13 protein-coding genes are annotated in these 12,713 nt (G+C 72.7%); 3 read left to right on the plus strand and 10 right to left on the minus strand.

Going from position 1 to position 12,713, the window contains the following annotated elements:
- Nucleotides 1–123: 123 nt before the first annotated feature.
- From rplT to infC, 3 genes are all read right to left on the minus strand, one after another.
- The gene (gene rplT, locus HNQ79_RS14095) at nt 124–510 is read right to left on the minus strand and encodes a 50S ribosomal protein L20 (protein WP_185030773.1); all 387 of its coding nucleotides are present in this window, start codon (nt 508–510) and stop codon (nt 124–126) included.
- 106 nt (nt 511–616) lie between these two features.
- The gene (rpmI, locus tag HNQ79_RS14100; RefSeq protein WP_030387121.1) at nt 617–811 is read right to left on the minus strand and encodes a 50S ribosomal protein L35; all 195 of its coding nucleotides are present in this window, start codon (nt 809–811) and stop codon (nt 617–619) included.
- 131 nt (nt 812–942) lie between these two features.
- Nucleotides 943–1,599 carry a translation initiation factor IF-3 gene (infC, locus tag HNQ79_RS14105; protein ID WP_229923590.1) on the minus strand — a complete coding sequence of 219 codons (657 nt, stop codon included), beginning with the start codon at nt 1,597–1,599 and terminating at the stop codon, nt 943–945.
- Nucleotides 1,600–1,996: 397 nt separating this feature from the next.
- Between infC and HNQ79_RS14110 the strand changes: the two genes are divergently transcribed.
- On the plus strand, nt 1,997–2,374 hold the full coding sequence (locus HNQ79_RS14110) for a DUF1844 domain-containing protein (RefSeq protein WP_185030776.1): 378 nt from the start codon (nt 1,997–1,999) through the stop codon (nt 2,372–2,374).
- 102 nt (nt 2,375–2,476) lie between these two features.
- Here the strand turns inward: HNQ79_RS14110 and HNQ79_RS14115 are convergent, their stop codons facing one another.
- From HNQ79_RS14115 to HNQ79_RS14125, 3 genes are read right to left on the minus strand one after another with little or no spacing between them, the layout of a single operon-like run.
- On the minus strand, nt 2,477–3,223 hold the full coding sequence (locus HNQ79_RS14115; protein ID WP_185030778.1) for an SseB family protein: 747 nt from the start codon (nt 3,221–3,223) through the stop codon (nt 2,477–2,479).
- Between the two features lie 27 nt (nt 3,224–3,250).
- Nucleotides 3,251–4,465 (minus strand): type VII secretion-associated serine protease mycosin, encoded by a 1,215-nt coding sequence (gene mycP / locus HNQ79_RS14120; RefSeq protein ID WP_185030780.1) that lies wholly within the window; start codon nt 4,463–4,465, stop codon nt 3,251–3,253.
- Nucleotides 4,462–5,511, minus strand: coding sequence for a hypothetical protein (locus HNQ79_RS14125; RefSeq protein ID WP_221507689.1), 1,050 nt, complete (start codon nt 5,509–5,511; stop codon nt 4,462–4,464). Before HNQ79_RS14125 ends, mycP begins: the two co-directional genes overlap by 4 nt.
- 203 nt (nt 5,512–5,714) lie before the next feature.
- Here HNQ79_RS14125 and HNQ79_RS14130 point away from each other — a divergent pair, with 203 nt between their 5' ends.
- On the plus strand, nt 5,715–6,977 hold the full coding sequence (locus HNQ79_RS14130; RefSeq protein ID WP_185030782.1) for an amino acid deaminase/aldolase: 1,263 nt from the start codon (nt 5,715–5,717) through the stop codon (nt 6,975–6,977).
- A gap of 45 nt (nt 6,978–7,022) precedes the next feature.
- Here the strand turns inward: HNQ79_RS14130 and HNQ79_RS14135 are convergent, their stop codons facing one another.
- From HNQ79_RS14135 to HNQ79_RS14150, 4 genes are all read right to left on the minus strand, one after another.
- Entirely contained in the window at nt 7,023–8,042 is a 1,020-nt protein-coding gene (locus HNQ79_RS14135) for a DUF2510 domain-containing protein (protein WP_185030784.1), read from the minus strand.
- Between the two features lie 23 nt (nt 8,043–8,065).
- Nucleotides 8,066–8,854 (minus strand): 3-oxoacyl-ACP reductase, encoded by a 789-nt coding sequence (locus HNQ79_RS14140; RefSeq protein ID WP_185030786.1) that lies wholly within the window; start codon nt 8,852–8,854, stop codon nt 8,066–8,068.
- A 7-nt stretch (nt 8,855–8,861) separates the two neighbouring features.
- Nucleotides 8,862–10,226: an aldehyde dehydrogenase family protein gene (locus HNQ79_RS14145; protein WP_185030788.1), complete on the minus strand. Its 1,365-nt coding sequence runs from the start codon at nt 10,224–10,226 to the stop codon at nt 8,862–8,864.
- A gap of 269 nt (nt 10,227–10,495) precedes the next feature.
- Nucleotides 10,496–11,872, minus strand: coding sequence for a glutamine synthetase family protein (locus HNQ79_RS14150; RefSeq protein ID WP_185030790.1), 1,377 nt, complete (start codon nt 11,870–11,872; stop codon nt 10,496–10,498).
- A 76-nt stretch (nt 11,873–11,948) separates the two neighbouring features.
- Here HNQ79_RS14150 and HNQ79_RS14155 point away from each other — a divergent pair, with 76 nt between their 5' ends.
- Entirely contained in the window at nt 11,949–12,686 is a 738-nt protein-coding gene (locus HNQ79_RS14155; RefSeq protein ID WP_185030791.1) for a FadR/GntR family transcriptional regulator, read from the plus strand.
- Nucleotides 12,687–12,713 lie beyond the last annotated feature (27 nt).

Raw genomic sequence — 12,713 nt, forward strand, 5'->3', positions numbered from 1 at the left:
GCGGCTCACTTCTTCGTAGGGGCGTGACGGGACTGGCAGGCGCACAACGCACGGACCCGCAGGCGCACTGTGCGCCTGCGGGTCCGGCTTCAAGCCAGGAAGAGCTCGTGCCTGCCGTGAGGACTAGGCGGCGGCCTTCGGGGCGTTGACGTCGCTCGGAAGCGCCTTCTGGGCGACCTCGACGAGCGCGGCGAACGCGTTCGGGTCGTTGACGGCCAGCTCGGCGAGGATCTTGCGGTCCACCTCGATGCTGGCGGCGTTCAGACCCTGGATGAGGCGGTTGTACGTCATGCCGTTCTCGCGGGCAGCGGCGTTGATGCGCTGGATCCACAGACGGCGGAAGTCGCCCTTGCGCTTCTTGCGGTCGTTGTAGTTGTAGACCAGGGAGTGGGTGACCTGCTCCTTGGCCTTGCGGTACAGGCGCGAACGCTGTCCGCGGTAGCCCTTGGCCGCCTCGAGGATTGCCCGGCGCTTCTTGTGGGCGTTTACTGCGCGCTTGACGCGTGCCACTTTTGACTCCTTGTAGCGGGGTCGTGGGGATGTTCACACGACCCGAAAACGAATTGGTCCCGGTCTCGATCCAGTGCCTCGGGCGGGTGCACCCGGGGCAGGCGGATCACTTGCCGAGAAGCTTCTTGATCTTCGCGGCGTCGCCCGGGGCCATCTCGGCGGTGCCGGTGAGGCGGCGCGTCACGCGGGACGACTTGTGTTCGAGCAGGTGGCGCTTGCCGGCACGCTCACGGAGCACCTTGCCGGAGCCGGTGATCTTGAAGCGCTTCTTGGAACCGCTGTGCGTCTTGTTCTTCGGCATCGCGCCGTATCTCCTCGTCAGTGCCGCTCCCCCGGCCCCCGGTGCGGGCACCGGACTGCGGGAGCGTCAGATCTTTGGTTGGGGGTTCCGGTCGGGGACCCGGGGGGCCGCCTGGATGGCGGCCCCGTGGATCACGCCTCGGAGGGTGCCTCGGCCGGAGCCTCGGCAGTGGCCTCGGCGACCTCGCCCGCGGGCTCGTCGTCGTGGGCAGTGGTGCCCTGACGCTCCGCCTTGCGGGCGGCCTGGGCCTCACGGGCCTCGGCCATCGCTTCGGTCTTCTTCTTGTGGGGGCCGAGAACCATGATCATGTTCCGGCCGTCCTGCTTCGGGTTGGACTCGATGAAGCCCAGGTCCTCCACGTCGGAGGCGAGTCGCTGAAGCAGCCGGAAGCCAAGCTCGGGACGGGACTGCTCACGACCACGGAACATGATCGTGATCTTGACCTTGTCACCCTGCTTGAGGAATCGGACGACGTGACCCTTTTTGGTGTCGTAGTCGTGCGGGTCGATCTTCGGGCGGAGCTTCATTTCCTTGATGACCGTGTGCGCCTGGTTCTTGCGCGCCTCACGGGCCTTCATGGCCGACTCGTACTTGAACTTCCCGTAGTCCATGAGCTTGCACACGGGCGGACGGGCGGTCGCCGCGACCTCGACCAGGTCGAGGTCGTACTCCTGCGCCAGCTCAAGGGCCTTGGCGAGGGGAACGATGCCGACCTGTTCGCCGCTGGGGCCTACAAGCCGGACCTCGGGAACGCGAATCCGGTCGTTAATGCGGGGCTCGGCGCTGATGGATCCTCCTCAGTAGCACCACACGGCTGTCTGGCAGACAGCCGCGCAACGTCTTATTTCTTCGGACCAACCGCACCGGGATACAAAAAATGCCCCGGACGGGACACAGGCAGGGCTCCTGGAAATACCGGAGCACCGCCGCGTCTAAAACCGCGGGGCGCGCACATCGGACAGTTCCATCGTCCGTACGGAACGATGGGTACCGTCTTCTGACCGGTGACCCGCCGTCCCGGGGGACGGTCAGGTGGGAGATCGGAGCCTCCACTTGTGGGCCGGGCACAGGAGTGCCCAGCCGGTCGTGAGAAAACAGTACTGCACTTTCCCCATCGCCGCGAACCCTGCGTAAACCACCCGTCCCGGGGAAGTCCGCCGCGACACGGGACCTATCGTTGACGCCATGAGCGACGCGACCGGCACCACCGGCACCACTGACGAGAACAACCCCGGCTTCGACGACCTGACCCGCGACATCGCGGACGTTCCCGCCGTCGAGGTCATCACCACGGTCGCCGTGCACCTGATGAGCGCCGCCGCCGTGAACCTCGGCCTCGCCGAGGGCGGCGAGGAGCAGAAGGACCTGGACGAGGCCCGGAAGCTGATCCAGGCACTGGCCGGCCTGATCACGGCCAGCGCCACGGAGATCAGCTCCTTCCACGCGGCGCCGTTGCGGGACGGACTGAAGTCCCTCCAGCTGGCGTTCCGCGAGGCCTCCGTGGTTCCCGACGAGCCGGGCCAGGGGCCGGGCGAGAAGTACACCGGCCCGGTCTACGGCTGAGCGCTCCGGGCCGAGGTACCCCCCACTCCCGCGGGCCGCGACCCCGGGCTCCGGCCCGAGGTGCCTCCCGTCCCCGCGCTCCCGCGCGTCACCCGTGCGGAGTCAGCAGCGCGTGAAGAGCGGCTCGCCGGGAGGCGGGGTGGCGTCGGCGGGCAGCAGCGCCAGGTCCAGCCCCCGTACGAGACGGGCCCTGAGCACCTCGTCGGCCGCCAGCGCCTGCGCGATCCGGCGGACGGCCTCGGCCGGGACCGCGTCCGCGGTCAGCACCAGGGCCAGTACCCCGTCGGCCTCGCCGGGCCCGAGATGGGCGCGGAGCACGGCGGGCTCGGCGGCGACGAGCGCGTGCAGCGCCTGCGTCACGGCGGGGTCGTCGAGCGGCCGGGTACTGGTGCGGCCCTCGGCGAGGGCGCGCAGGGCGGGCCCGGTGAGCTGATAGGGCACCGGCCCCGCGAGGTCCAGCACCACGGTGTCCGCCTGCTCGTGGGCGGCGGCCTGCAGTGCCTGGTGCAGAGGTACGGCAACGGGGCGTGCGGCCGGGTCCCACCGCGCGAGCGCCTCGACGGAGGTGAACGCGGGCAGCGCCTTGCGGTCCCCCGCGCGGAGGGTCGGCACTGCCATGTCGCTCGTCTTCTCCCGCTTCAGCCCGGTGTCCGGGTCGGTCTCGACCTCGCCGAGGACGGCGACGACGGGCACCAGGAGGCGGGCGGCGGGGAGCGCGTCGAGGATGCGCTGCTGGGCCGGCGCGTCGTCCTGCGGCCCGCCGGCCCAGGCCGCAAGGGCGGCGGCGAGTGCGGGGTCGGCGGTGCCGTCGTCGTCGCCGAAACCGGAATCGGGAATGTTCTTGAGCACGGACCGAGCCTAACGGGACCGTACCCCTCAGCTCCTCGCGCCCCTGCGCCAGATCAGCACACCCGCCGCCAGCACCAGCACACCCGCCGAGCCCGCCGCCAGTGCCCACGCCCCGGGGCCCGCGGCAACCTTCTCCGCCGCCTGCGGGCCCGGCCCGAAGTACCGCTTCGCGTACCCCTCCCCCGAGGTGGACCGGATCGCCGTGTCCCGTCCCCCCGCCGCGATCGCCGCCGCCGGGTCGACCATTCCGTGGCCCCGCGAGTCGTCCCGCCCTCCGCTCGGCGCGTTCCGTGCGGTCTTCGCCAGCAGCCGCTTGACCTGGGCGGGCGGCAGTTCGGGATGCGCGGAGCGCACCAGCGCCACCGCCCCGGAGACGAACGCGGCCGCCGCGCTCGTCCCCCACCCCTCGTAGTAGCTCCGGTCGGGGTCGGCGATCACGACGTCGACGCCGGGCGCGGCCACGGTCGCGTACCAGCGCCGGGTGGAGAAGGAGGCGTGGGTGCCGGCCGGGTTGACGGCGGTGACGGCGATGACGCCGGGGTAGGCGGCCGGGTAGGAGACGTGGTCGCCCTTCTCGCCGCCGTTGCCCGCGGAGGCGACGACCACGGCGCCCTTGCTCAGCGCGTACTGGACGGCCGCGTCCTCCTCGGCCTGCGGGTGCGCGGACTCGCTGTCGTCGCCGAGGGACAGGTTGATGACGTCCGCTCCGTGGTCGACGGCCCAACGGATGCCCTGGGCGAGGGCGTTGCCGCGCGATTCGCGGGCCCTGTCACGGGCGGGGTCACCGCCTTCGAGGATGACCCGTACGGGCAGGATCTTCGCCTCGGGGGCGATCCCGAGCACCCCCTCGGCCCGCCCGGGGCCGTGTCCGTGGCCCGCGATGATCGAGGCCATGGCCGTACCGTGCCGGGCCCACGACCGGTTGCCGCGCTTCGCGCCGAAGCCGACGAGGTCATGGCCCGTGAGCACGTTGCCGCGCAGGTCGGGGTGCTGGTCGTCGACGCCGGTGTCGAGGACGGCGACGGTGATGCCCGCGCCCTTCGTGGTGCGCCACGCCTCCTGCGTGTGGAGTGCGGCGAGTCCCCACTGCCGGTCGCGGATGCTGTCGGCGTGGGCGGCGGAGAGCGGCAGCACGGCGAGCAGCGCGGCGGTGGCCGCGGACACGAAGGCGACGGCGGGACGCGTGCGGCGCGGCGGCCGGAGCGCAGCCCATTCCGCGCCACGCGTCCGACGGGTGCTCATTGTGGCTTCTCCGTGGCCGAGTCGACGGTTCTGCGCAGGGCGCGCTCGATGCGGTCCGCGATGCCCTTCGCCTCGTGGCCGAGGCCGGCCTGGGCGGGGGTGGTGGCCGTTCCCGCGACGGTGGCGAGGGCGGCGGGCTGCGGGTCGGACACGGTGCGTCCGTCGGCGAAGCCCGAGACCGCGTACACGACGACGGGTGCGTCCTTCAGGACGCTGACGGTCCAGCTGGCCCGTTGCCCGTCGCCGAACCCGGCGGCGACGGTGCCGGGCACGGGGAGGGTACGGGGCATCAGATCCCGGCGCCGGTCGAGTTTCTCGCGGGCGAAGCGTGCGCGCAGGGCGTGCGTCGCGTTCTCGTCCGCCTTGGTGAAGACCATGCCGACGGTGGTGACGCTGCTGGTGGTGGCGTCGGTGTAGGTCGCACGCAGCAGGCGTTCGCAGCCGACCGGGCCGAGCGCCTTGAGCAGGAGCGGGTCCAGGGCGTGCGCGCAGTCGCCGTCCGGGGCGACGGCGACCCGCGTCCAGGTCCGGTCGGCGCCGCCGGGACCCGCGCCCGTGCCCGCGAGTGCGCGGGGGAAGAGGGTGTCGACGGGGGTGCTGCGCCATGTCGAACGGGCCTCGGCGAAGGCGCTGTTCACGGTAGGGGCGGCAGCGCTGTCGGCCAGCCAGCTTCCGGCGGCGGCCCCGCCGACGAGGCCGCCGCCGAGCACCGCGCAGACGGTGGCGGCGGCGATGCGGGCCCCGGAGGGCCGCTGCCGGACGGGGGACTGCTGGTCGTCCTGGGCCCAGTGCTGCGGCGGGGCGAAGGCGGCGGGGCGGGCCGTGTCCGTACGGGGGTCGCCGAGGGCTTCGTGCGGTGCGTGGCGCGGGGCGTGCGGCACCGCGGCGGGGCGAGGCGCGCGCGTCGGCGCCTGGGCGAGGGACGCGCCGGAATGGGCGTACGCCGGTCCGGGCGACGGCTCGGGGGCCGGGGTGCGGGGGACCGCCGGGGGCGGTGGGAAGGGGGGCCGGGGCGGGACGGCGGGGCCGTGCGGTTCGGTGGTCATCCGGCCCCCAGGTCCGTCTCTTCTCGTGTTCCCGGCTTCTGCCCCGTGGCAGCCCCGTCACCCGGGCCCACCCGGGATTCCCGTGGAATTCCGGTCACTCTACGGGGTGGCTCCGGCGCCCGGGGAACCCGAGCCGGGCATGGAGTGCATCTGACCGGATCGTCCCCCTACCGAGGGGTAATCGACTCTGGCAAGCTGCGGCCATGACTCCCCGTGTGACGCGCCGTGCACTTGCCCGTACCGCCCCCTCCGTCGTGTCCGGTGCGGTGCCGCGCGCCGCCGACCGGGCTCGCTACGACCGGGCGACGGCACACCTGGACGGGCCGCTGGCCGTGGTCGATCTGGAGGCGTTCGACGACAACGCCGCCGATCTGGTGCGCCGGGCGGGCGGCAAGCCCGTACGCGTGGCGAGCAAGTCGGTGCGGTGCCGGGCACTGTTGGAGCGGGTGCTGGCTCGGGACGGGTTCTGCGGGGTGATGTCCTACACCCTGGCCGAGTCGCTGTGGCTGGCGAGGTCCGGTTTCGAGGACGTGCTGCTGGCCTATCCGTCCGTCGACCGGGGCGGGTACGCGGAGCTGGCCGCCGATCCGAAGCTGGCAGCCGCGGTGACGGTGATGGTGGACGACCCGGCGCAGCTGGAGCTGATCGAGCGCTCGCGCGGCGGCGGGGCCGAGGAGATCCGGGTATGCCTGGAGCTGGACACCTCGCTGCGGATGCTGGGCGGCCGGATCCGGGTGGGCGCGCTGCGCTCCCCGCTGCGCGAGCCCGCCCAACTCGCCGAGCTGGCACGCTCCGTGGCCCGTCGTCCGGGCTTCCGGCTGGTCGGGATCATGGCGTACGAGGGGCACGTCGCCGGCGTCGGTGACCTCGTCCGGGGGCGGCCGTTGCGGTCCCGTGCGGTGCGGCTGATGCAGGCGGCGGCGCGCCGGGAACTGGCGGCGCGGCGGGCGGAGGTGGTACGGGCGGTGCGGAGCGTCGTACCGGATCTGGAGTTCGTGAACGGCGGCGGGACGGGGAGCGTGGAGAGCACGGTCGCCGAGGACGCGGTGACGGAGGTGGCCGCCGGGTCGGGGCTGTACGTACCGCGCCTGTTCGACAACTACCGGTCGTTCAGCGGGCGTCCGGCGGCGCTGTACGCGATGCCGGTGGTGCGGCGGCCGGGGGTGGGCGTCGTGACGGTGCTCGGCGGCGGTTACCCCGCCTCCGGTGTGGCCGGTGCGGACCGCTCGCCCGTGCCGTACCTGCCGGAGGGGCTGCGGTACGACGCGCAGGAGGGGGCGGGCGAGGTGCAGACGCCGCTGCTGGGTTCGGCGGCGGACGATCTGCTCATCGGCGACAAGGTGTGGTTCCGGCACGCGAAGGCGGGTGAGCTGTGCGAGCGCTTCGCGCGGTTGCACCTGATCGAGGATGAGCGGGTGACCGAGTCCGTCCCGACGTACCGGGGCGAGGGGCACACCTTCCTGTGACAGGTGCGGCCCCGCCGGGCGGGTTCCACGGCCCCCACGTGTGTCTCAGGTCGTGCTGCGGATGCCCTGGGTGATGGTGTCCATGACGTCGACCGACGGGGCGCCGGGTCCCGCGTCGACGTTGAAGCGGACCAGGACGATCGAGCCGGGGCCGATGCTGCTCGGGAAGGCGAGGGACTGCACGTAGCCGCCCGGCCCCTTGCCCGTGACGACCTTCCAGCGGACCAGGTAGCCCTGCTTGCCCGCGACGGTGACGGCCTCCGCCTTGACCTGGGTGTGGGACGTGACGCCGCCGTGCTTCTCGCGGTCGAGGAAGTCCTTGCCGTAGGCGAGTTCGGTGGCCTTGGCGATGTCGGCCTTGGCCACGGCCTCGGGAGTGGTCGGCCCGGAGGGCGCCGTACGGGAGGTGACCGTGCCGTGGCGGCAGAAGCCGCCCTCGGCGGGGCAGTCGTACGTCTCGTCGGTCTGCAGGGTGGCGGCCTCGCGGTCGCCGCCGTACTCCGGGATCTCCCAGCCCTCGGGGATCGGCAGCGTGATCCCGTTGAGCTGGTCGGCGAGCGTGGTGGGGTCTGCGGACGGGCCGGAGGAGCCGGGGGTCTCCGGCGCGGCAGGGGCGCTCTGGCCCGCCCCCGGGGTGGTCACCGACGTGGGCGCCGCGACGGGAGGTACGGGGGCGTCGTCGTCCTTGCCGAGGACGACGACGCCCGTGATGATCGCGGCGACGACGGCGACCCCGGCGACGACGACCGCGATCAGCGCGCCCTTGCTCAGGCCGCCGGAGCCGCCCTGCCCCCCGCCCGGGGGTGCGGGCGGGGGCGGCGGCGTGCCGTACGGCTGCGGGGCCTGCGGGGCCTGCGGGTATCCGTAACCCTGCGCCGGTGCCGCGGTCTGCGGGTAGCCGTAACCACCCTGCGGCGGCTGGGACTGCGGCGGGCCGAACTGCGGGGCCTGCGCGGTCTGGCCGGGAGGGCGGGTGTGCGCGCTCCATGCCGAACCGTCCCACCAGCGTTCCTGGGTGGGGGCGCTGGGGTCCTGGTACCAGCCGGGCGGGGTCGTCATGCTCATGCGGCTCACCTTAAAGGGCGGGCCTAGAGCGGAGTGACGTATGCGCCCGAGATGCCGCCGTCGACCAGAAAGTCCGTGGCGTTGACGAACGACGAGTCGTCGCTGGCCAGGAAGGCGACGGCCGCCGCGATCTCCGTCGCCTCGGCGAACCGGCCGAGCGGGATGTGGACGAGCCGGCGGGCGGCGCGCTCCGGGTCGGAGGCGAACAGCTCCTGCAGCAGGGGGGTGTTGACCGGGCCAGGGCAGAGCGCGTTGACGCGGATGCCCTCGCGGGCGAACTGCACGCCCAGCTCGCGCGACATCGCCAGGACGCCGCCCTTGGAGGCGGTGTACGAGATCTGGGAGGTGGCGGCGCCCATGACCGCCACGAAGGACGCGGTGTTGATGATCGAGCCCCGGCCCTGGCGCCGCATGTACGGCAGGGCCGCCTTGCAGCACAGGTAGACGGAGGTGAGGTTGACGTCCTGGACGCGTTTCCAGGCCTCCAGGCCCGTGGTGAGGATGGAGTCGTCGTCGGGCGGGCTGATACCGGCGTTGTTGAACGCGATGTCGACGCTGCCGTAGGTGTCGTGCGCGGCCCGGTAGAGCGCGTCGACCTGGTCGGCGTCGGTGACGTCGACCCGGACGAAGAGGCCGCCGACGGCTTCGGCGGCGGCCTTCCCCGCCGTTTCGTCGATGTCGCCGCAGACGACGTGGGCGCCCTCGGAGGCAAGGCGGCGGGCGGCGGCGAGGCCGATGCCACTGCCGGCGCCGGTGATGACGGCGGTGCGGCCGACGAGGCGGCGGCAGATGATGTCGTTGTCGGTGCTCATGGTGTTCTCAGGCCTCCGTGCCGTGGCTCGTGCTGATGAAGACGTTCTTGGTTTCGGTGAAGGCCGCGAGGGCGTCGGGGCCGAGTTCGCGGCCGAGGCCGGACTGGCCGTAACCGCCGAAGGGGGTCCAGTAGCGCACGCTGCTGTGGGAGTTGACGGAGAGGTTGCCCGCCCGTACGGCCTGGGAGACGCGCAGGGCGCGGCCCACGTCGCGGGTCCAGATCGAACCGGACAGCCCGTAGTCGGTGGCGTTGGCCAGGCGGATCGCGTCGGCCTCGTCGTCGAAGGGGAGGACGACGGCGACGGGGCCGAAGATCTCTTCGGTGGCGGCGGGCGCGTCGGGGGCGAGGCCCGTGAGAACCGTCGGCGGGAACCAGAAGCCGGGGCCGGTGGGGGCCGTTCCGCGGATACCGGGGGCGTGCTCGTCGACGTACGAGCGGACCCGGTCCCGCTGCGTCCGGGAGATCAGCGGGCCCATCTGGGTCTTCTCGTCCAAGGGATCGCCGACGACGACCGACTCGACGGCAGGGGCCAGGAGTTCGAGGAAGCGGTCGTGGACGGAGCGCTCGACGAGGATGCGGGTGCGGGCGCAGCAGTCCTGGCCGGCGTTGTCCAGGAAGGACATGGGGGTGGCGGCGACAGCGGCTTCGAGGTCGGCGTCGGCGAAGACGATGTTGGGGCTCTTGCCGCCGAGTTCGAGGGTGACGCGCTTCACCCGGTCCGCGCACTTGGCCATGACCGCCTTGCCGACACGGGCGGAGCCGGTGAAGACGATCTTGGCGACACCGGGGTGCTCGACGAGAGCGTTCCCGGCGACCGGGCCCTCTCCCGGGAGTACCTGGAAGAGGTGCTCGGGCAGCCCTGCCTCCAGGGCGAGTTCGGCGAGGCGCAGCGCGGTGAGAGGGGTGGTCTCGGCAGGCTTGAGGAGCACCGCGTTGCCCGCGGCGAGGGCGGGGGCCGTCGCCCACGCGGCGATCGGCATGGGGAAGTTCCACGGGGCGATGACGCCGACGACGCCGAGCGGTTCCAGGAGGGTGACGTCGAGTCCGTCGGGCACCGGGATCTGGCGGCCGTGGAGGCGTTCGGCTCCACCGGCGGCGTAGTCGAGGAGGTCGCGGACGTTGCCCGCTTCCCAGCGGGCATTGCCGAGGGTGTGGCCCGCTTCCCGCACCTCCAGCCGGGCGAGTTCCTCGATGTGCTCCTCGACGGTGACGGCGAAGCGCCGGAGGTGGCGGGCGCGGGCGGCCGGAGGGGTGGCGGCCCAGGCGCGCTGGACGCGCGTGGCGCGGGCGACGGCCGCGTCGACGTCCGCCGCCGTCGCGGCGGGGACGGTGGCGATCACTTCTTCGGTGGCGGGGTTGAGGATCTGCAAGGGGTTTCCTTACGGGGTGGGTCGGGTGGGGCTCTGCGGGGCCCGCCCGCGCGGGCCCCCGTCACACTGGCGGTCCGGCCAACGGGTGAAGGGCGCAGCAGGGGCCGGACAGGAGGGCCGGGGTGCGGCCCCGGGCAGCGGAACCGAGGGCAGCGGAACCGAGGGGTACGCGGGCACGCGCGGACTCGACGAGGGGCTCGCCGAAGAGCCGCCCCGGGTGGTCGCCGCAGGGCATCGGCCCGTCGCGCACCCCGGGGCGCGGCTCCGGCTCACATGCGTTCGAAGGAACGCCGCAGCTCCCAGTCCGTGACCGCGGCGTCGAAGGCCCGCAACTCGACGCGGGCCATGTTCGCGTAGTGCGCCACCACCTCGTCGCCGAAGGCCGCCCGCGCGATCGGGCTGGCCTCCCACAGCTCCGCAGCCTCGCGCAGCGTGGTGGGGACGCGCTCGTAGTCGGCGGTGTACGCGTTGCCCGTACAGGGTTCGGGGAGTTCCAGCTTGTGCTCGACGCCGTACAGGCCTGCGGCTATCAGGCCCGCGACGGCGAGGTAGGGGTTGACGTCGCCGCCGGGGAGCCGGTTCTCGAAGCGCATCGAGGGGCCGTGGCCGACGACGCGCAGCGAGCACGTGCGGTTGTCGTGGCCCCAGGCGACGGCGGTCGGGGCGAACGAGCCGGGCTGGAAGCGTTTGTACGAGTTGATGTTGGGCGCGTAGAGGAGGGAGAAGTCGCGCAGCGCGGCGAGCTGTCCGGCGAGGAAGTGGCGCATCAGGGGGGACATGCCGTCGGGGCCGTCACCGGCCATCGCGCTCCGGTTGTCCGCGTCGCGCAGCGAGAGGTGGATGTGGCAGGAGTTGCCCTCGCGCTCGTTGTACTTCGCCATGAAGGTGAGCGAGACGCCTTCCTGGGCGGCGATCTCCTTGGCGCCGTTCTTGTAGATGGCGTGCTGGTCGCAGGTGGTGAGGGCCTCGTCGTACTTGAAGGCGATCTCGTGCTGGCCGGGGTTGCACTCGCCCTTGGCGGACTCCACGGTCAGACCCGCGGCGGCCATCTCGTTGCGGATGCGGCGCAGCAGGGGTTCGACGCGGCCGGTGCCGAGGATGGAGTAGTCGACGTTGTACTGGTTGACCGGCTCAAGGTCCCGGTAGTTGGCGTCCCAGGCCTGTTCGTAGGTGTCCTTGAAGACGAGGAACTCGAGTTCGGTGCCGGCGTGCGCGGTGTAGCCGAGTTCGGCGAGGCGCGCCATCTGGTGGCGCAGGATCTGGCGGGGCGCGGCGACGACCGGGGTGTCGTCGTGCCACATCAGGTCGGCCATCAGCAGGGCGGTGCCCTCGTTCCAGGGGACGCGGCGCAGGGTGGCGAGGTCGGGTCGCATGGCGAAGTCGCCGTAGCCGCTGTCCCAGGAGGACATGGCGTAGCCGTCGACGGTGTTGAGGTCGACGTCGACGGCCAAGAGGTAGTTGCAGCCCTCCGCTCCGTCGGTCAGCACGTCGTCGAGGAAGAACGGGGCGGCGAACCGTTTGCCGGTGAGTCGTCCCTGCATGTCGGGGAAGGCCAGCACCACGGTGTCGATCTCACCGCTCGCCACCAGCGCGCGCAGCTCCTCCAGCGGGAGCGGGGGTGTGCGGTCTGCCTCGGGAACTGCCACGGGAAAGCCCTCCAGGGTCGGCCGGAGCCCTTAAGGTATTCCCCAAGACCATTGCTTGGGAAGAGGGTTCGGGAACATGGCGAAGGGCGGGGCGGGTGATGTGAACGGCGACCGGTTGACGGCCGTACTGCGTCCGGTGCGGGCCGGGAACGGCTTCGAGGAGGCCTTGGAGCAGGTGCTGCAGGTACTGCGGCTCGGCCTGGTACCGGCCGGTGGACGGCTGCCCGCGGAGCGGGACCTGGCGGAGCGGCTGCGCATCAGCCGGGTCACCCTGCGCGAGGTGCTCAAGGTGCTCCAGGACCAGGGGCTGGTGGAGAGCAGGCGCGGGAGGTACGGGGGCACGTTCGTGTGCCGCCGCCCGGAGAACCCCGGGGGTGACGAACTCCGGCGCAGGGTCGCCTCGCTGGACGTGGAGGACGCGCTGCGCTTCCGCGAGGTGCTGGAGGTGGGGGCGGCCGGGCTCTGCGCGGACCGGGGACTGGACGGCCCCGGGGCGGACCGGCTGCGGGCCGCGCTGGCCGCCACGCACGACGCCCCCCTCGCCGACTACCGGCGGGCGGACACGCTGCTGCACCTGACGCTGGCCGGGCTGGCCGGCTCGCCGCGGCTCAGCGCGCAGTACGCCGCCGTACGGGCCGAGGTGAACGGACTCCTGGACTGCATACCCCTGCTGGTGCGCAACCTGGAGCACTCCCAGCAGCAGCACACGGCACTCGTGGAGGCCGTCATCGAAGGGGACGCGGAGGCGGCGCGCGAGGTGATGCGCGAGCACTGCTCGGGGACGGCCGCCCTCCTCCGGGGCTTCCTCTCGTAACTCCCGCGTCACGCGAGGGGGTTGCGC

This window comes from Streptomyces candidus, from assembly GCF_014207445.1.
GTDB lineage: Bacteria > Actinomycetota > Actinomycetes > Streptomycetales > Streptomycetaceae > Streptomyces > Streptomyces candidus.